The 18,439-nt window shown below is 31.8% G+C and carries 19 protein-coding genes; 14 read left to right on the top strand and 5 right to left on the bottom strand.

What is annotated here, in order from left to right; all coding sequences use genetic code 11:
* Positions 1 to 67 precede the first annotated feature (67 nt).
* A complete protein-coding gene (locus tag B7R67_RS06645; protein ID WP_235822104.1) occupies positions 68 to 823 on the bottom strand; it encodes an MBL fold metallo-hydrolase in 756 nt (251 codons plus the stop codon).
* Positions 824 to 870: 47 nt separating this feature from the next.
* Positions 871 to 1,437, bottom strand: coding sequence for a TetR/AcrR family transcriptional regulator (locus B7R67_RS06640; RefSeq protein WP_088068736.1), 567 nt, complete (start codon positions 1,435 to 1,437; stop codon positions 871 to 873).
* 201 nt (positions 1,438 to 1,638) lie between these two features.
* Here B7R67_RS06640 and B7R67_RS06635 point away from each other — a divergent pair, with 201 nt between their 5' ends.
* Positions 1,639 to 2,850 carry a multidrug efflux MFS transporter gene (locus B7R67_RS06635; RefSeq protein ID WP_088068734.1) on the top strand — a complete coding sequence of 404 codons (1,212 nt, stop codon included), beginning with the start codon at positions 1,639 to 1,641 and terminating at the stop codon, positions 2,848 to 2,850.
* Positions 2,851 to 2,986: 136 nt separating this feature from the next.
* Positions 2,987 to 3,859, top strand: coding sequence for an AraC family transcriptional regulator (locus B7R67_RS06630; RefSeq protein WP_088068732.1), 873 nt, complete (start codon positions 2,987 to 2,989; stop codon positions 3,857 to 3,859).
* 24 nt (positions 3,860 to 3,883) lie between these two features.
* Here the strand turns inward: B7R67_RS06630 and B7R67_RS06625 are convergent, their stop codons facing one another.
* The gene (locus B7R67_RS06625; RefSeq protein ID WP_088068730.1) at positions 3,884 to 4,066 is read right to left on the bottom strand and encodes a hypothetical protein; all 183 of its coding nucleotides are present in this window, start codon (positions 4,064 to 4,066) and stop codon (positions 3,884 to 3,886) included.
* 350 nt (positions 4,067 to 4,416) lie between these two features.
* Between B7R67_RS06625 and B7R67_RS06620 the strand changes: the two genes are divergently transcribed.
* From B7R67_RS06620 to metG, 4 genes are all read left to right on the top strand, one after another.
* Entirely contained in the window at positions 4,417 to 5,193 is a 777-nt protein-coding gene (locus tag B7R67_RS06620) for an arylamine N-acetyltransferase family protein (RefSeq protein WP_088068728.1), read from the top strand.
* Between the two features lie 784 nt (positions 5,194 to 5,977).
* Positions 5,978 to 6,352: a DoxX family protein gene (locus B7R67_RS06610; protein ID WP_088068724.1), complete on the top strand. Its 375-nt coding sequence runs from the start codon at positions 5,978 to 5,980 to the stop codon at positions 6,350 to 6,352.
* Positions 6,353 to 6,658: 306 nt separating this feature from the next.
* Positions 6,659 to 7,477: a DUF2935 domain-containing protein gene (locus B7R67_RS06605; RefSeq protein WP_088068722.1), complete on the top strand. Its 819-nt coding sequence runs from the start codon at positions 6,659 to 6,661 to the stop codon at positions 7,475 to 7,477.
* 742 nt (positions 7,478 to 8,219) lie between these two features.
* A complete protein-coding gene (metG, locus tag B7R67_RS06600; RefSeq protein WP_088068720.1) occupies positions 8,220 to 9,857 on the top strand; it encodes a methionine--tRNA ligase in 1,638 nt (545 codons plus the stop codon).
* 75 nt (positions 9,858 to 9,932) lie between these two features.
* Here metG and B7R67_RS06595 read toward each other — a convergent pair whose 3' ends face one another.
* Positions 9,933 to 10,406 (bottom strand): hypothetical protein, encoded by a 474-nt coding sequence (locus B7R67_RS06595; protein WP_088068719.1) that lies wholly within the window; start codon positions 10,404 to 10,406, stop codon positions 9,933 to 9,935.
* 196 nt (positions 10,407 to 10,602) lie between these two features.
* Here B7R67_RS06595 and B7R67_RS06590 point away from each other — a divergent pair, with 196 nt between their 5' ends.
* The 6 genes from B7R67_RS06590 (at position 10,603) to B7R67_RS06565 (ending at position 15,847) form a co-directional block, all read left to right on the top strand.
* Positions 10,603 to 11,493, top strand: a complete 891-nt coding sequence (locus B7R67_RS06590; protein WP_088068717.1) for a PhzF family phenazine biosynthesis isomerase — start codon at positions 10,603 to 10,605, stop codon at positions 11,491 to 11,493.
* 37 nt (positions 11,494 to 11,530) lie between these two features.
* Positions 11,531 to 12,511, top strand: a complete 981-nt coding sequence (locus tag B7R67_RS06585; protein ID WP_088068715.1) for an HD domain-containing protein — start codon at positions 11,531 to 11,533, stop codon at positions 12,509 to 12,511.
* Between the two features lie 84 nt (positions 12,512 to 12,595).
* Entirely contained in the window at positions 12,596 to 12,913 is a 318-nt protein-coding gene (locus tag B7R67_RS06580; protein WP_088068713.1) for a MazG nucleotide pyrophosphohydrolase domain-containing protein, read from the top strand.
* Positions 12,914 to 12,996: 83 nt separating this feature from the next.
* Complete coding sequence (locus tag B7R67_RS06575; protein WP_088068711.1) at positions 12,997 to 13,671, top strand: GNAT family N-acetyltransferase; 675 nt, start codon at positions 12,997 to 12,999, stop codon at positions 13,669 to 13,671.
* Positions 13,672 to 13,717: 46 nt separating this feature from the next.
* Positions 13,718 to 14,251, top strand: a complete 534-nt coding sequence (locus tag B7R67_RS06570) for a 2'-5' RNA ligase family protein (protein ID WP_088068709.1) — start codon at positions 13,718 to 13,720, stop codon at positions 14,249 to 14,251.
* 267 nt (positions 14,252 to 14,518) lie between these two features.
* The gene (locus B7R67_RS06565; RefSeq protein ID WP_158095040.1) at positions 14,519 to 15,847 is read left to right on the top strand and encodes a Na+/H+ antiporter NhaC family protein; all 1,329 of its coding nucleotides are present in this window, start codon (positions 14,519 to 14,521) and stop codon (positions 15,845 to 15,847) included.
* A 62-nt stretch (positions 15,848 to 15,909) separates the two neighbouring features.
* On the opposite strand, the gene B7R67_RS06560 is transcribed toward B7R67_RS06565, so the two are convergent.
* Positions 15,910 to 16,203 (bottom strand): hypothetical protein, encoded by a 294-nt coding sequence (locus B7R67_RS06560; RefSeq protein ID WP_088068706.1) that lies wholly within the window; start codon positions 16,201 to 16,203, stop codon positions 15,910 to 15,912.
* 432 nt (positions 16,204 to 16,635) lie between these two features.
* On the opposite strand from B7R67_RS06560, the gene B7R67_RS06555 reads away from it, so the two are divergent.
* Complete coding sequence (locus tag B7R67_RS06555) at positions 16,636 to 16,896, top strand: DUF1292 domain-containing protein (protein WP_088068704.1); 261 nt, start codon at positions 16,636 to 16,638, stop codon at positions 16,894 to 16,896.
* Between the two features lie 192 nt (positions 16,897 to 17,088).
* Complete coding sequence (locus tag B7R67_RS06550; protein WP_088068702.1) at positions 17,089 to 18,297, top strand: dicarboxylate/amino acid:cation symporter; 1,209 nt, start codon at positions 17,089 to 17,091, stop codon at positions 18,295 to 18,297.
* Positions 18,298 to 18,439: the final 142 nt, after the last annotated feature.

Below are 18,439 nucleotides of genomic sequence, written 5' to 3'. Positions count from 1 at the left end.
ATGAGTTGTCTATAATACAACATTTGTCAACATAGAAAGAGGGCACCTTAATGGTGCCCTTAGTTATTTAGTTAGAATTTATTAATGCTAACAGTTGTTCATTTACATTCTTATTAATGACTCCACCATGATAACAAATTACTGTTTCAATATCGTAGTTTGTAAACTTTTTAATTGACTGAAGAGCTGTCTCCATGTCAGGAGTTGCAGTTGCTCTTGGACCCATAATTACACCATTTTCTGCAACAATTGCATCTCCAGCAATCAGTGTTTTACTTGGATGATGATATAAACCAACGTGGCCAGGAGTATGACCAGGTGTGAAGATAACAGTGATTCCACCAGCAAAGGGTAACACTTCTTCATCACTAATTGTCGTATCAACCTTTGCGTTTAATGGAGTAGTAAAAATCGCTTTAAGATTTTGACGTTGATCTTCAGGAACAGATTCGATCATTTTAGCAATTCGTTCAGAATTCATTTTTATTAATGGTTTCTCACCTTCGATATAAGGCTTGTCCTCATTATGTGCCAATACTTCAATTTTGTGAGTAGAATTTTTTAAAATATCAGCTAGACTTCCAATATGATCTATATCTTGATGTGTAAGAATAACTTTAGAAAGTTTACTAAATTCTAAGCCAGATTTCTCAATTGCTTCACGAATAACACCAGTCTGTCCTGGCATTCCAGTGTCAAATAATATTACTTCATTTTCGTCCCATATTAATGTAGGATGAATAATACTTTTATTCCCCATGAAGTTCATTTCTAACTCAATTGTTTCAATCCCTTTAGCTATTTTCATTTCATAGTAAAGCATTAAATGCTTTACCGCACCCCCTTTGGTTTTACTGTAACAATCAATACTCAATTCAAATTTGAAACTGACGAAATAAAATCATTTATCATCAATTCAAAACTATCTTCAACGTTGACTGGATTTTGGAAATAACCTAGAAAATTCATCGATACAAACCCATGTAGTATACTTCTTAAAGACCTCGCCTTATGAATCAAAAGTGTATGATCCTTAATATAAAACTCTAATACTCGATGTATAATCCCCATAGTATCTTTTGCTAATCGTCTTACTTCCTCATTCTCTGTACTTGGGAGATTCATAAAGAGCCCATAACCAGTTCTGTTTTCAAATGCAAAATCTCGGTATACATAGGCAATCTCTCGAATAGCATCCTCACCGCTTTTTCCAACTAATCTTTGCATTAATTTGGAATTTAACTGATTTATAAGATAAATTGTCATTTTTAATTTGAGGTCATCTATATTTGCGAAATGATTATATAAAGATGGATATTTTATACTCAGTTTTTCTGCAATTTTAGGGAAAGTAACTTGATTAAGACCAATTTCATTAGCCAATAAAAAAGATACTTCAATAATTTTTTCTTTTGTTAAATTTCGTTTTTGGACCATTTTTTCACTCCCTTATTTAAACTTACTAAAAATAGTTTAACATTTTATATGATAGCTCGTAAACTATGTATTGTAGTTTACAAACTATAATTTATAGTTTAGAGTTATAATATATAAAACTTAATCTAATCAATAGTTCATTTTTAAATTTCTCTTGCTCTAATGTTGAATTTATTTTTAGCAAAAAGGGAGGGGGATATTATGGAGTTGTGGAAGAGGAATTTAATTGTATGCTGGTTTGGAATGTTCGTTACAAGTATCGGTATGAGTCAGTTAGGTCCTGTTTTGCCCCTTTACATTGATCGTCTCGGTGTTCATAATACAGCTTTAATTAGTCAATTTTCAGGAATTGCCTTTGGGGTGACATTTATTATCTCAGCAATTTTTTCACCAATTTGGGGGTTGGCAGCAGATAAATTCGGACGAAAACCAATGCTATTGCGAGCTAGCTTAGGTATGTCAGTTATTATATTTTGCATGGGATTTGCACATAATGTGTATATTTTAATTGGCTTAAGACTTTTACAAGGAGTAATCACAGGCTTTGGTACTGCCTGTACAACAATGATTGCTACTCAAACTGATAAAGATCACGCTGGTTGGGCATTAGGTACACTATCAACAGCAAGTGTAGGTGGATCATTACTTGGACCAATCATTGGAGCCTATATTGGAGAGACATTAGGTTTACAAAATGTCTTTTTTCTAACTGGTGCTCTATTAATGGTTGCATTCATTACCACGGCACTATTCGTTAAGGAATCGTTTACGCGCCAAGATAAAAAAGTATTAAAGGTTAAGGAAATTTGGGGGATCATACCAGATAAAAGTTTAATGGTGACAATGTTTGTTACTTTTTTTGTATTAACAATCGCACTATACTCAATCGAACCAGTGATTACGTTATATATTACTCAATTATCTGCTCATTCTACCCACGTTGCATTGTTAGCTGGTATGGCATTCTCAGCCTCTGGTTTAGCAAACATTCTAGCTGCTCCAAGACTTGGTAAGATATCAGATAAAATTGGACCACATAAAGTTATCTTAGTTGCACTAATAATGGCCGGCCTAATGGTTATTCCGCAAGCTTTTGTAAAAAATGCATGGCAATTAACAGGACTTCGATTTTTATTAGGATTAGCAACTGCCGGTTTGACTCCTGCAGTTAACACATTAGTTAAGCAGATTACACCAGATGCAATTACAGGAAGGGTATTCGGATTTAACATGTCTGCCGGATATTTAGGAGTGTTTGTCGGGTCAATATTAGGTGGGCAAATTGGTGCATATTTAGGAGTTAAATATGTCTTTTTTGTAACGAGTGCATTATTATTACTAAATGCGCTATGGGTTTATGTTAAAGTGAATAAAAAGCTAGATTTGAATGAAAATATTAAATTAACAATGTGATAGTCAGGAAATCATTAGGGGTTGCTTTTTGCAACTCCTTTTTTAAAGAATTAGATATACCCTACATAACTTTGCACGTATTGTCGGATTGCTAATTTCAGTTTCTGCTAATCTATTGATGAAGGAGGTTTTTAAAGTGGATCTGCTTAAGAATATGAATAATGCGTTAGCGTATATTGAAGAAAACCTTACAGAGATCATCGATTACAAAGAACTCTCTAAAAGGGCTTTGTGTTCTGAATATCATTTTAAAAGGATGTTTTCGTTCCTCGCTGGAATTTCAATTACGGAATATATACGTCGTCGCCGTCTTACACTTGCAGCTTTTGAGCTAAAAGATCAGAATCAGAAAATAATTGATATTGCAATGAAGTACGGGTATAGTTCTCCAGATTCTTTTACTAGAGCATTTCAAAATTTGCATGGATTTACCCCTTCGGAAGCTAGAAATAATGGTAATTTTCTTAAAGCATTTCCACAAATGACCTTCCAATTATCAATTAAAGGAGGACATGAAATGAATTATCGAATTGAAGAAAAAGATGCATTTCGTATCGTAGGAATAAAAAAAAGAGTTCCAATTATTTTTAATGGTGTTAATCCAGAAATTGCTTTAATGTGGAAAAGTTTAAAGATGGACACAATTACCCAACTAAAAAAGCTTTCAAATATAGAACCAGTTGGATTAATAAGTGCATCAACAAATTTTTCAGAAGGTAGAATGGAAGAAAAAGGGGAACTTGACCACTATATTGGTGTTGCAACAACAAATAGATGCCCAGATTCTTTCATACAACTAGAAGTTCCAGCATCAACTTGGGCGGTATTCGAAGCAATCGGTACTTTTCCAGATGCATTACAAGAAGTGTGGGGGCGAATTTATTCAGAATGGTTTCCATCTTCTAATTACGAACAACTAGAAGGTCCGGAGATATTATGGAATGAACAGAAGGATCTTACTTCACCAGCTTTTAAAAGTGAAATATGGATACCAGTCTTAAAAAAATAAAAAAAGAAAGAGTGTGGAACTCTTTCAAACTTTTGGTTTGTTTTCATTAAAGTGATCTAATTTGTTAGAAATACTTTTAAGAATTTGATTTTTCTCCTGTTGAATCTTTAAAAACTTTAATAAAAACCAAATAATAAAGATAATTGGAGCTAGATAAAATAAAATAGTTAAGAGCGGTAAAAAAGCAAAAATTGCATCACCATGCATCAATTATTCACCCCTTTTGGTAAATTATACCATATTCTTATAGTAAAAAAGCCATCTTGTTCAAGAAGGCTTTTTTACTATGAGAATACAGAATTTTTGATTTGGGATGATTTCACTTGAAAAGGAATAAAAATAGATTCAGAGAATTAATAATCAATGAAAGTTAAACTGGATTGTAAAAATGGTTAAAAGGTTGAGGACCATCCTAAAGGGCATTATCAATATTATTTTGAAAAGAGATTAGAATAAGCTGCAGTCGCGACTTATTTCAGACTGTTGACAAGCATTTTGAAACTGTCTGAAAATCGGATATATATAAGAGAGAGACTTTTGAGATTGGAGGAATCGTAATGAGTGAACTAAATTCATTGTTCCGAAAAAGAATCGGAATAAAAGATGATGAAGAGATTAGCTTTAACAATTTAGCGTCTATTCTTGAAAAAACAGCAAAAAGTATACCTTTTGAAAATTTATGTATTATCGAAAATAGAATAAAAGAGATCACAAACGTAAATCTAATTAACAAATTGTTAATAAGAAATGAAGGTGGCCTCTGTTATGAACTAAATTCATTATTCTATTTATTCTTAATGGAAAATGGGTTTAATGTCAGATTAGCACGAGGTGTTGTCTATGACAATGTTGCTCAAAAATATCCGACTTTTGGCAGAACACATGTAACGATTATCTTAACAAATGAAAATAAAACGTATTTATTGGATACAGGATTTGGAGCAAATCTTCCACTAAAACCTGTACCCTTTAGCGGCGAAATTGTAACTTCTAATAATGGTGAATTTAGAGTTATAAAAAAAGCTACCGATTTCGGGGATTATGTTTTATTAATAAAGCTAAAACATAAAGATCTCGATTGGAGAATAGGATATGCATTTGAGTCAAATGATGTAGTAATGGACTTGTCGGAATTTAATGAGATTCAGAAAATTATTGCTGAGCATGAGGAATCTCCATTTAATAAAAATCCTTTAATAACCCAAATCACAAACGAAGGAAATAAAACACTTACAAATACCTCATTTACACAATGGACTAACGGGGTAGTAACGAAAGAGGAAGTTGACGAAAAGAAATATAAGGAATTAGTAAAACAACACTTTGCATTGTAATGCATGAAAGGCAGGAAAAGCAGGAAAAGCAGATAGGAAATATATTAAGGATTTCAATAAAATATTCTAAAGTCTTTTAATATCTTTTCCTTTCACTTTCCCCTTGATCCTGCCTTTCCTTGTTCCTGCTCTTAAGCATGCAGACTGTAGTGGAAATGAACATCACTCAACTTCCTTTATGAAAATTTGGTAATTATTTGACAAGATTATTTTGTTCAGAGTGTTGAAATATCTATCGGTCACTATGAAAAAAGGTCATTAAGTGAACATTAGAAAAATGATTTATAACCTTTAAAGATTGTGCTTTTTTTGAATTTGTTGTTTAAACTGATTCAGTTTAAATCGTTTTTAATGAATACTTTTTTTGAAGGATAAGTTAATTGGAACGAAAGGATGCTCGACTCCTATGGGAAATGCGGAAAGGCTGAGACCCCGCAGGCTTGCCGAGGAGGCTCAGGTTTCGCCCCATGGAAAGCGAGAATCCTGTAGTGGAAATGAACATCACTCAACTTCCTTTACAAAAACTTGCTCATTATTTGACAAGATTATTTTTCAACAACTTAAAAAAGCAGTTAATACTGCTTTTTTATTTTGATTATTTTACCTTTTAAGTAGAGGAATCTTTTGAACCACTTAAGATTCATAGACGTAAATTCTTAGTTATTTCTATAACGTCTCTTGAAAAAGTAATTTATTTAATGAAATTTTTAGATAGAATAGGTAATTTTACTCTAATATGTGCTTTTTATCATGACATATATATTAAGTAAAAGGAGGGATAATATTGGATATTTTATCTATAATATTGCAAATTCTTTTAGCCCTTATGTTTTTAATTGCTGGTTTTGGTAAAATTTCAGGGTCAAAAATGCATGTTGAAAATTTTAATAAATTAAAATTGCCTCAATGGTTCAGAGTCATTACCGGTTTAGTAGAATTAGTTGGAGCAATATCATTAATTATAGGTTTTTGGGAACAAAGTTGGGTCGCTGCAGGAGCGTTATTAATTGGTGTGGTAGCAATAGGGGGGATATTAGCACATATTCGTGCGAAGGATTCGTTTAAACAAACTTTTCCAATATTACTACTAGGTATTCTTGCATTTTTACTTTTATATATTAATTATTCTGATCTTTCTAATTTCCCGGGATTCAAATAATTGCTTCCATTAAGTAATATGGTATTTAGTAATATACAGAATTATTATATAGTATTGAATTCAACTATGAATGTAAAAGGGAGCGGATTACTAACTAAATGGTGCACGCCCTAGTTAATCCAAATAATATTATTCATTTTGAGATTTTGTCCCTACAAACTGAAGGACTGCAGTGCAGTCCTTTTTATAATGTGTTAATAACTAAAAGTTGACTACTATACTACTTAATAAGATGTATTAGTAATATTCATTTTTTTCAACAATATATTGGAAATAGAAATAAAATTTATGTTAGGGGGGAGCCGAATGTCAGATGCATTTGTTGGACGTTCCTTAGATGAGATTTTGTTCTGGTCGAGGATAATGAAAGAACACTCCTTATTTTTAAAATTAGGATTTAGTTATGATGATACAGAATTAATCCAAGAGGCAGATCATTTTTACAAAGTTTTTGAATCAATTGAAAATAAAGCACAATCATTTTCCGTACAAACTGATCCACAGCAAATAAAACAATTTAATAACGAAGTCCATCAGGCAGCCTCCATGATATGGGCATATAAGCGAAAAATCCTTAATTTAATCCTAACTTGTAAAATAACTGGTAACAACTTTCCTTTATTAGTTGATCATACAAGTAGGGAAGCGGCGTATTTTGCCAATCGATTGATAGAATTGAATAATGGTCAACTACAACCACTCCCAGCTGCAATTATACAAGAAAATGTTTTCTTTTTAAGGATTATGGCAGATCATGCAAAGTTTATTGGTCATTTATTAGATCCATCAGAAAGAAAATTAGTAGATCAAGCTAGGGAATTTAGTCATGATTTTGATCAGCTTTTATATCAAGCTGTAGATTTAGATTCAATGAGACCTCAGTCTGAAACAGTTCCCTTACTAGATCAATTTCTGAATGAGAACCGAGTATCAGTAAAATCTCTAAGAGACTTTAAGAAAACAGCTCGAGATTTAATAGAAGCTTGTCGAATTAAAAGTATTATTCATCCATTGCTTGCTGACCATGTATTTAGGGAGGCAGACCGGTTTATGCATATCATTGATATGTTTGAAGCGCAGTTAACGGGGAATAATAGGGCAATTAGCGAACTTCATGACCATTAGGATGTTAATCGAGAGAAATTTAGGATCTAATGAAAGGTCCTTTTTTTATTTTGGCTGTTTTCGAAGCAGATAAAGAATTAGAGCTTACTATTTTGCCAATTTTAATTGCGATTTTCGGAAATTGTTTGCAGTTCGCTATTTCACTTTAGAAGAAGAAAACCTTTTACATACGTCCAATTATTTTCGACAAAGATTTCTGGAATGAATTTAAAAATAGTTTGACTTTTCAATTTAATTTATATAAACTTTTTTTAATATTGAATATAGGCAATGAAGAGGAAAAGTAAAATGAAGTTATTTTTTACAGAGAGCTTCGGTAGCTGAAAAGAAGCACTAATACTCATTTGAACAATGGCCTCTGAGCTTCGTACTGAACGTATTTTTCATACTAGTAGGCTACGACAAGAGTTGACACTTGTTATCAAAGTCGCAGTATAATAAGCACATTAAAGTTTCAGTCCTTAGACAAAGTCCCGAAAACCTAAGATTTAAGTTTGAATGAAAAGGTTTATCTTTGCTGGTTTAGTTGCTAAAGAGCATCGCTAGCAGAGAGGCAAAAAAGAATCGGGAGTTTGCAGGCAGTCTGAAGATATTATTGTGTTTCGTACTAGCAAAGACAAATGTATGTAAATACTTTGTGAATTAAGGTGGTACCACGTGGATATAAAACCTCGTCCTTATCTGATTTAGATAAGGGCGGGGTTTTTTTGTTTTTTAATAAATAACTTTGGGAGGAATCAAAATGAATATTTTTATTGGAGGAGCTTGGCCATATGCAAATGGTTCTTTGCATTTAGGGCATATCTCTGCATTATTGCCAGGTGACATTTTAGCTCGGTATCATCGGTTAAGGAAAGATAAAGTCTTATATGTATCGGGGAGTGACTGTAATGGTACACCAATCGCGATAAAAGCAAAGCAAGAAAATCTAACATTTAAAGAAATTGCAGATCGATATCATTTTGAATTCGAGGATAACTTTAAAAAATTAGGATTTACATTTGATTGCTATACTAGAACTGATACGGAGCATCATCATAAAACAGTACAAAAAATATTTTTAAAGTTATTACAAAATGGTCTTATTTATAAAAAAGAAATTGAACAATGTTTTTGTGAAGAGTATGATCAATTTCTTCCTGATCGATATGTTGAAGGGGATTGCCCAAATTGTGGCGGGCATGCTCGTGGAGATCAATGTGATTTTTGCTCTATTATACTAGATCCATTAGAGTTATTAAATAAAACATGTAAGCTTTGCGGAAATCCTCCGTCGATTAAGAGGACTGAGCACTTTTATTTTTCGTTAAGTAAATTACAGAATGAGCTTCAAAAGTATTTAGATTTTGCTAAAACGAATGGACATTGGAGAAATAATGCAATCCAATTAACTGAACGGTACTTAAATGAAGGACTTCAAGATCGAGCTGTATCAAGAGACTTGCCAAATGGGGTAAGTATACCTGTAAAAGGATATGAAAAAAAGAAAATCTATGTTTGGATTGAGGCTGTCTCTGGCTATTATACAGCTAGTCAGCAATGGGCAATCAATTCAAATCAAAATGATTCGAGTTTTTGGGAGAAAGAAACGAAATCATATTATATACATGGTAAAGATAATATTCCATTTCATACGATTATTTGGCCTTCTATCTTAATGGGGCTTAAAAAAGATTCACTTCCGAATCATATTGTTTCAAATGAGTATTTGACGCTTGAGAAAAAGAAATTATCAACTAGTAAAAACTGGGCAGTTTGGGTGCCAGATCTAATAGAAAGATATCATCCAGATTCGATTCGATACTTTTTAACAATAAATTCTCCAGAAAATCGAGATACTGATTTTTCATGGAGAGAATTTATTTATAGTCATAATAGTGAATTATTAGGTGCTTACGGCAATTTTGTTAATCGCACATTAAAGTTTATTGAGAAATACTATAATGGAGCACGCCCAGAAGGCGAAATTAATCAATCAATTAGAGATGGAATAGTAAGGCTATATGAAGTTGTAGGCTCGTATATTGAATCAACAAATTTCAAAAAAGCGATAGAGGAAATATTTGAATTTGTACGTTTTGCTAACAAATATTTTGATGAAACGCAACCTTGGAAACAAGTAACGGATCATCCGTCTGAGTGTCAAAATAGTATTGCAAGTTGTGTTTATGTCATTGCAAACTTAGCACGGATTTTACATCCATTCTTGCCTTTTTCAAGTAATGAAGTGAAAGAAATGCTGAAGTTGTCAAACTTTGAATGGGAGGAATTTAATCCAATTGAAGTGAAACTAAGTTATGTAAAACCTCTTTTTGAAAGAATTGACGTAGGTAGAATAGAAGAAGAATTAAATCGCCTGATTAAACAATCAAATGTATAAAGTAAGAAAAAAGAAAAGCATTATTCGCAAAATAACGAATAATGCTTTTCTATGAATTTATGGTACCTAAAAAATTTAATAAATTACACTAATGAATTCAAAAGCTGTAAAGATGAAAGAACCGAAAATAATCGTTGCACCTGTTGAATTAAAATATTCATCAGGATCGATGATAACTGACGTTGTATACCACCCGTCTATTTCTGGTGTTGCCTCTCCTGTCGTACGCGGTGCAAATTTAATATAAAGCATAATTAATAAAGTGAAGAGGCCAACAAACGGTGCTGTAGATGAAAATGTCATACCGAAATAATGAGCAATCAAAAAAGATAAACCAAATAAAACCGTAATCGACAAACTTATTTTTAAGAACTGTACCAACCAATAGCGGCGACGCTTGACAGGTTGATCCAATAATACTTCTTTCATTTTCTGAGCATCTTTAAATTGAAAATATAATCCGATTGGCCATGAAATTAAGAAGCAAATAATTGCCACAATCAAACAAATCACGAAGCTTAATCCAAAAGATGTAAAAAGTGATGACATATGTTCCCCCAATAGATGTTATTCCTGCTTAATTCTATTAAAATCTAATCATTAAGAATATAGTAAAAATTATGTGATTTATACTTAATAAAGTGCTAATATTTTTTAATAGAATAGTAATAAGTTTCTATTTTTCGAGGTATGTTAAAAAATAAACAGATTGAAAAAATTTTTAAATCGTAAAAGAGGTGTAAAATTGAGAACAGTTACTGTTTATCATTATGATGCATTTAGTAAAGAACCGAATAAAGGTAATCCTGCTGGAGTAGTTTTAGATGGAGAATTTCTGTCTGAAGAAGAAATGCAAGAAATTGCCAAACAAGTAGGATTTAATGAAACTTCTTTTCTTTTAACATCAGATTCTGCTGATTATAAAATTCGTTTTTTTACACCGGGGCATGAAATGGATTTATGTGGCCATGGGACGATGGCGACTATTTATGCATTAATAACAAAAGATTTGATTGAACGGAAAAATAAATTAACAATCGAGACAAAAGCTGGAATTTTACCAATTAACATCCATTCTTCAAATAATGATATTTACATAACAATGAAACAAAAAGCTCCTCAATTTGAAGAATTCAAAGGCTCTATTAATGAATTGGCTTCTTCAATTGGTATTTCAGTAGACGAAATTGATAATGAATTACCTATTTTATATGGGAATACTGGAGCTTGGACGCTACTTTTACCAATTAAAAAATTAAGCTCATTTGAAAAAATGAAACCTCAAAATGCTCAATTTCCAAGTGTTTTAAAAGAAATACCAACTGCATCTGTTCACCCTTTTTCCATCGAAACATATGATCAAACTGCACATTTACATGGACGCCATTTTTCCTCAGCTTATTCAGGAACAGTTGAAGATCCTGTTACTGGAACTGCATCTGGTGTGATGGGAGCCTATTACGCTAAGTTTATTAGAAACGACGGAAGTGATACTCTCCAATTGATTGTTGAACAAGGAAATGAAATACATAAAGATGGTCGAGTAATAGTAAATGTAAAGAAAGCAGAGTCTAATTATGATATCGAAATTACTGGTAATGCAGTTTATGTGAAAGAAATGAAATATCGAATTTAATTCAGCTGACATTTTATTTAGAAAAAGGAGAATAAAGATGTTATTAAATGATGTGTTGTACGGGCAATTTCAAATAGACGATGTGCTTGAAGAATTAATTAATACAAAGCCAATTCAAAGGTTAAAGAATATCCATCAAGCTGGTGCTGCTTACTTAGTGGATAATCGTTTCAATGGTACTAGGTTTGATCACTCGATCGGAGTAATGTTATTAATTAAAAAGCTAGGAGGTTCTGTCGAAGAACAAATTGCTGGTTTATTGCATGATGTATCACATACAGCCTTTTCTCATGTAATTGATTTTGTTTTTGAGATAAATGAAGAAAATTACCATGAAACGATCTTTGAAAAGGTTATTTTAGATTCCGAGATTCCATCGATTCTAGCAAAGTATCAAATTGATCTAAATAAGATTTTTGATATAGAAAAGTGGGAGTTACTCGAAAAAGAGTTACCAAAATTATGTGCGGATCGGATCGACTATACTCTTAGAGATATGTATAACTATTTTGGTACGTCAAAAAATGAGATTGAAAAATTTTTAAATTCACTAGTTATTGTTAATGGAGAAATCTGTGTAAATTCTATTGAAATGGCAGAGTGGTTCACAGAGATTTATTATAAACTTGTCATTGATTCTTTTTTAAGTCCGATTAACATTTATTCTTATGATTTGCTTGCTAAGATTATCAAACTATCCTTACAAAAAGGAATCATAAATTTAAATGATTTGTTACTAGATGATTTACAGTTTTTGAAACTAATCCAAGATAGTAAGGATCCTGAAGTACTTGAATTAATCAACTTATTACATGAGGAAATTGAACTGATAGAATCGGAACAAGATTTTTCTATCCATAGAAAAGGTAAAAAAAGAATTATTGATCCATCTGTTTCATTAGATGGATTAGCTGTTCAAGAATCGTCATTACTGTCTAGTAATATTAGAATAATGAACCATAAAGCGCTCGAAAAGTCAGCAAAAGGGACGTATGTAAAAATTAAACGAAAAAAGTAAAGAGCTACTAGAAATCAATGTACGAATAATGACTAACTTTTTTATGTGAATTATTTTTAAAGAAAAATGAAAGGTCGTTTAAAGATGAATGTAACTGATTTTCAGAAATGGGTAAAAGATTATTATGAGAGTAGAGGATGGTCTGATTTAGACATTTTTATCCGCATCGGGTTTTTAGCAGAAGAAACTGGTGAAGTAGCTAGGGCGATTAGAGCATTAGAGATTGGTAGAGATCGACCAGATGAACAAATTAATTCTTATGAAGAAAATAAACAAGAATTAACTGAAGAGTTAGGTGACGTATTAGGTAACTTAATTGTTATTGCAAATAAATACAATATTCCTTTAGAGGATGTGTTTGAATCTCATAAAAAGAAATTGTCGCAACGTTATACTGATTAATCTAAATCCGTAATCAATTTACTAGTCTCATGAAAACAATAATATCTGGCTTTCTTACATTATGATTGAGGGAGGAAGCAATAATGTATTCAGATCAAGAGCTTATGGAAATGCATTCTAAAGTATTGTTTCAACATACTGAGACAGGAAAAATAAGATTTATAAATGAGCCACCTTATGAAATAGCGCCACGTTTTTATATTGGAAGTACAAAAAAGGGCAAAGTTATAAGATATTTAGATAATCTCAATAGACAAATCGTTAAAGACTTGCAACATGTAATGGACGTAAACTCTGATTTGCCAATAGCAGAAATTATTCAAATACTAAGTAAAGATCAGCAAATAAATAATGTGTGGATTGGTCCTGCATATGTCTTTCAAAATGTCAGTAAAGTGACAACTAATGCGACAAAAATTACTGAGGCAAATAAACATTATTTATTACCAAACTTTCCGTATACATATGAAGAACTAGCATATAAGGAACCATGTTATGCAGTCATTGAAAACAATCTAGCTGTATCAATATGTTGTAGTGCAAGACAAACAGAAGAAGCGGCAGAAGCAAGTGTCACTACATTAGAATATTTTCGTGGAAAAGGGTATGGTGTAGCTGTTGCGAATGCATGGGCTGCAGATGTTCAAAGCCAAGGGCGAACAGCATTGTATAGTACCTCATGGGAAAATTTTGCATCTAAACGAGTCGCGCAAAAGTTAAAATTGGTTGAGTATGGTATGGATCTACATATACGTTAAAATAAATTATATAGGTTTAAATGAGCTAGATTTGAGGTGAAATTGAATGGAGTATTTTATAGGGGTTGTACCTCCTACTCATATTATAAAAAGTTTATTGAATTTCCAAAGACAATGGACGAATAATCAATTAATTGAAGTTGTTGAACCACATATTACAATTAAGGCGCAAGGTGGACTTACTTCTGACAATAAGTGGTTAAAAGAAGTAGAGAGGGTATGTGCAAGCCTTTTGCCTTTTGAGATTAATTTACGTTGCCCAAAATTTTTTGGTGAAGATGTGTTGTTTTTAAGTGTTGAGTCTACTGAATTAAATAATTTACATAAAATGTTAGTTGAGGCAGTTTCTCCTTCAAAGGAATTAATTAAAACTTATTTTGAGCTGAATGACTATACGCCTCATTTAACGATTGGTCAAACCAATTTTGGTCTAACAAAGATAGAACTAAAAGAGATGGGAAAAAAGGCTAAAGAAGAGTTAACTAATTTTCCAACGTTTAGTGTAGATTTTGTTAGAGTTTATCAAAAATCCAATACTGGAAAATACTTGAAATATTTAGATATTCCATTAAAGAAATAAAATCAAAAGCATTCTTGAAAAAACAAAGCAATGCTTTCATGCTATTGAAAAAATTGATCTGCATGGATTTCCTCTGTAGGATGCTCGCTATGTGAAGTGTTAGCTGAGCATCCCTGTAATATTGCCTTGCATTATTTTCTTTCCAATCAACTTCATAAAAAAGTGAATTCTAATAAACATTGAGAATGTAATTGAACGAAAGCTTATATAATGAATGAAAATATATTAATTCTATTGTTGAAAGATTGTTTGAAAGAAGGAGACATAATGGACAAATATTCGATTAAACAGGCAAGTACCCTTATATTAGTAACTTTGTCTGGAATTATTAGTTCAGTTATCTTACATATTTCACTCATATTTGGGATATTACCAGGACTAATTTTTTTAATAGCTTTAAGTTTACATAGAGGGTATACATTTAATCGTATAATGAAGCTATGCTTTACAGGTATCGGTAGAGTTAAAATCGTTCTTTGTATTTTATTTTTAATTAGTTTTTTGCTTCCTTCATGGTATTTATCTGGGACGATTTCATCGATGGTTTCTATCACTTTGCATGCAATTAATCCTCATCATTTCTTCGTATTTTGTTTTTTAACGACGATGATTTTTTCAATGATTTTAGGGTCTTCAATTGGAACATTAAGTGCTTTAGGTGTTCCACTTATTAGTAGCGCTATGTTATTACATATTCCAGTTGAAATTTCTGCAGGAGCTATTATTTCAGGTGCTTTTGTTGGGGATCGCACATCACCTTTTTCTAGCACACATCAGCTCATTGCCAATATTCTTGAAACAACCGTAAAAAAACAAAGTAAAGCAATGCTTTTAACATCTGTAATAGCTATTATATCGACAATCATATTTTTTAGTATAAAGGATTTACAAATTGCTACGGGGATAATAGACAGCTATCATACAATCGCTAGCAATCAGTCAATTTTATTGATTCAGTTTATTCCACCAGCATTATTAATTGGTCTTGTTTTATTTCGGATACATATTATTTATTCGTATATAATTAGTATTCTATCTAGTTGTTTACTAGCTTTGTATAACGGAATTTCTTTTACTAAAATAGTGAAATCATTTTGGAACGGTATTGATGGACTAGGTGGTGGTCTAAGTCATATGGTTAGTTTGTTACTGTTTATCGCAGTAGCAGGAGCCTATAATGCTTTATTAGAAGAGCATAATATAATTCAGCCAATGTTGGATAAATGGCTCCAAACTTCGACTTCAATGTTTACCGACACATTGAAAACAGTAGCTGCCACAGCGATCATATGTTTAATTGCAGGTAATCAAACGATGCCAATTATCTTAACAGGGAGATCTTTCTTTACTCATTGGTCAAATAAATATAGTAAAGAGGAATTGGCGAGGTTAATGGCAGATACGACTTTATTATTTCCAGCTATGATTCCTTGGAATGTGCTTGCAATTATGAGTAGTACAGCTATTAATATGCACTTACATGAGTATTTACCTTATGCTATATTTCTATGGTTAATTCCTTGTTTAACAATATTTATCAGTTTGTTTAAGAAGAAAAAAATGTGTGAAACTAAATGGATCCAAAAAAGTGAATAAGAAAAATTGTGCGATTCATGAAAAAAGAGATAGATAGCTTAATTGCTATCTATCTCTTTTTTTCATAAGTCACAAGTGGCTTTTAGTTTTTTTAATTGTCTCACAGTTATACTGTATTTGGTACGAATAGCTTCTAATTCCATAATTGCTACATCAATATATTCAGACTCCGCATGAATAAAGTTAATTTCTTTAAGCTCTAACTGTTTTTGTAAGCTTCTTAACTCATTATGTAGAATTTGGGAAGGAGACTCCTCAGTAAATTGAGTTTTTGAAAAACGTCGAAGAAATGATTTAAATTTTACCTTCTTTTTCTTAGACTTATTTTGATCTAGTCTTGCGATTAATTTTGACATGAAGCACTCCTCCTTAAATATAGAAACGATTCGATATTTGAAGATATGGAACTTGTCCAATTTGTTTAATAAGAAAAATAGAAAACAAGATGCTTTTTTAAATCTTATTAGTCTATTGGTAAGAATATGCTAGTTTTAAAAAAAATTACTAGATTTAAAGTGAAAACTATTGATAAGTTTAAAACCTGAAAGGATTTTAACTTTAAAAATGTTGATTTCCGTTACAGTATGCAGGTTTTCCGGAGAAGAATTTATGAATAGAAAAATTATTAATTAAATGGTTTAAAAGTTGTTCAATATAGAAATGCTTTAAGTGTATGTTTAGGAAGCATTAAATAGTTAATGTTTTTGTATGAATCTGATACACTTAGGGAACATGAAGTTTAGAAAGCTTTATGCAAAAGAAATTTGAAATAAGAGAGGTCAACACCGATGGAAAAAATTGAAGTAGGCGAAATTCTTACACTTAGCTATGAAGAAGGAGATGAGCAAGATTACGAAGTACTAGGCTCAATCTCAGTTGAAGGAAATGAATACATAGCTGTAGGTTTACTAGAAGAAGTAGAAAAAGAAAGCGAAGAAGATATTGACGTTTTCTTTTTAAGAGTTGCAGAAGATGGCGAGTTTTATGATATTGAAACTGAAGAAGAGTTTGCAAAAGTTTCAGCTGCATTTGATGAAGTTTTAAAATAAGTAAAAGCATGATAAAGGTAAAAATATAGGACGTATATCATAAGTTTTATTTAAAAAGAACACTTGTAGATGTTACAATGTGTTCTTTTTGTATGTTTATGAAGTGTTCTGTAGTTTTTATTTAAATTTTAGGCGTACAAACTATTAAATTTTATGTATACTAGCAATAGCAATTATTTTAGGAGGAAGCTTATGAGATTTTCATTTAGAAATTACGCTTTCCCTTTGATTTTACTAAGTAGTATCATCATAGGTTCAGTCATTGGTTATTTTTCTGAAAGCGTAGGAGTTGCCCTTAAACCAATAGGGGATTTCTTTTTAAACTTATTATTCGTAGTAGTTGTACCACTTGTATTTTTCTCTGTTGCTTCAAGCTTTGCAAATGGCGGAGGAGAAAAATTTGGTAAGATTATTCGAAATATGTCGGGGGTATTTTTATTTACGGGTATTATTGCTGCAATCATAATGATTGTAGTTATGAAAGTTTATCCACCTGCACATGGTGTTAATATCCCAATCGTTAAACCAGATGCTGCTGAAAAAGTATCAGTAGCAGAGCAAATTGTAAATACATTTACAGTGAATGATTTCTCTGGCTTGTTTACAAGAAGTAATATGTTAGCAATTATCGTATTTGCTGTTTTAGTTGGATTAGCAACGAATAAAGCTGGCGATAAAGCAGACATTGTAAAGAAATTATTATCAAGTGGCAATGCAGTGATCATGAATATGGTTAACTATATTATGTATCTTGCACCAGTAGGACTTGGAGCTTATTTCGCATATTTAGTCCCTACATACGGTAAGGAATTACTAGGTTCATATGGTAGAGTATTTATTATATACTATGTAACTGCAATTCTATTTTATTTTATCTTTTATAGTATTATTGCTTATATGGCCGGTGGTAGTTATGGATTTAAAATTTATTGGAAAAATGTAATACCATCAACGTTAACATCTTTAGGAACTTGTAGTAGTGCAGCAACGATTCCAACAAATTTTGATTCAGCTGAAAAAATGGGCGTTTCTAAAAACGTTAGAGAAACTGTAATTCCATTAGCTAGCGCTCTTCACAAAGATGGATCTGTTTTGGGCGGCGTAGTAAAAATTGCCTTTGCTTTCGGTGTATTTGGAATGGATTTCTCAGGCATGAATATTTATCTTGTTACAATCGGTATTGCGTTATTAGTCGGTATGGTTATGGGAGCAATCCCTAATGGTGGAATGATAGGTGAAATGTTAATACTATCACTGTTTGGGTTACCGGTAGAATCTTTACCAATTCTTGCAGCAATTAGCACAATAATTGATCCACCTGCTACAATGTTAAATGCAACAGGTGATTTATCTGTTAGTATGTTAATTGAACGAATGACAAACGGTAAAAAAACTGCGTAAAAAAGGACTTTTTATATACACTGAGACTGGAATTTTCCCAGTCTTTTTTTTATTTAGCAATAATAGCAATGCTAATGGAATAAAAAGGAAATTTTGTAGGAGCGTTGAAATAATAATAGTGGAAGAAAATGTTAAAATAGTA

The sequence above is a fragment of the Gottfriedia luciferensis genome (genome assembly GCF_002156865.1).
In the GTDB taxonomy this organism is placed as follows: Bacteria; Bacillota; Bacilli; order Bacillales; family Bacillaceae_G; genus Gottfriedia; species Gottfriedia luciferensis.
Note: the sequence above shows the minus strand (reverse complement) of the source record. Positions and strands in the feature narration are given on the sequence as shown.

Bases quoted from the DNA above. Each gene is read 5' to 3' on its own strand.
- B7R67_RS06645 (WP_235822104.1), bottom strand. From the start codon at position 823: ATGCTTTACTATGAAATGAAAATAGCTAAAGGGATTGAAACAATTGAG.
- B7R67_RS06640 (WP_088068736.1), bottom strand. From the start codon at position 1,437: ATGGTCCAAAAACGAAATTTAACAAAAGAAAAAATTATTGAAGTATCT.
- B7R67_RS06635 (WP_088068734.1), top strand. From the start codon at position 1,639: ATGGAGTTGTGGAAGAGGAATTTAATTGTATGCTGGTTTGGAATGTTC.
- B7R67_RS06625 (WP_088068730.1), bottom strand. From the start codon at position 4,066: ATGCATGGTGATGCAATTTTTGCTTTTTTACCGCTCTTAACTATTTTA.
- B7R67_RS06620 (WP_088068728.1), top strand. From the start codon at position 4,417: ATGAGTGAACTAAATTCATTGTTCCGAAAAAGAATCGGAATAAAAGAT.
- B7R67_RS06605 (WP_088068722.1), top strand. From the start codon at position 6,659: ATGTCAGATGCATTTGTTGGACGTTCCTTAGATGAGATTTTGTTCTGG.
- metG (WP_088068720.1), top strand. From the start codon at position 8,220: ATGAATATTTTTATTGGAGGAGCTTGGCCATATGCAAATGGTTCTTTG.
- B7R67_RS06595 (WP_088068719.1), bottom strand. From the start codon at position 10,406: ATGTCATCACTTTTTACATCTTTTGGATTAAGCTTCGTGATTTGTTTG.
- B7R67_RS06585 (WP_088068715.1), top strand. From the start codon at position 11,531: ATGTTATTAAATGATGTGTTGTACGGGCAATTTCAAATAGACGATGTG.
- B7R67_RS06580 (WP_088068713.1), top strand. From the start codon at position 12,596: ATGAATGTAACTGATTTTCAGAAATGGGTAAAAGATTATTATGAGAGT.
- B7R67_RS06575 (WP_088068711.1), top strand. From the start codon at position 12,997: ATGTATTCAGATCAAGAGCTTATGGAAATGCATTCTAAAGTATTGTTT.
- B7R67_RS06570 (WP_088068709.1), top strand. From the start codon at position 13,718: ATGGAGTATTTTATAGGGGTTGTACCTCCTACTCATATTATAAAAAGT.
- B7R67_RS06565 (WP_158095040.1), top strand. From the start codon at position 14,519: ATGGACAAATATTCGATTAAACAGGCAAGTACCCTTATATTAGTAACT.
- B7R67_RS06560 (WP_088068706.1), bottom strand. From the start codon at position 16,203: ATGTCAAAATTAATCGCAAGACTAGATCAAAATAAGTCTAAGAAAAAG.
- B7R67_RS06555 (WP_088068704.1), top strand. From the start codon at position 16,636: ATGGAAAAAATTGAAGTAGGCGAAATTCTTACACTTAGCTATGAAGAA.
- B7R67_RS06550 (WP_088068702.1), top strand. From the start codon at position 17,089: ATGAGATTTTCATTTAGAAATTACGCTTTCCCTTTGATTTTACTAAGT.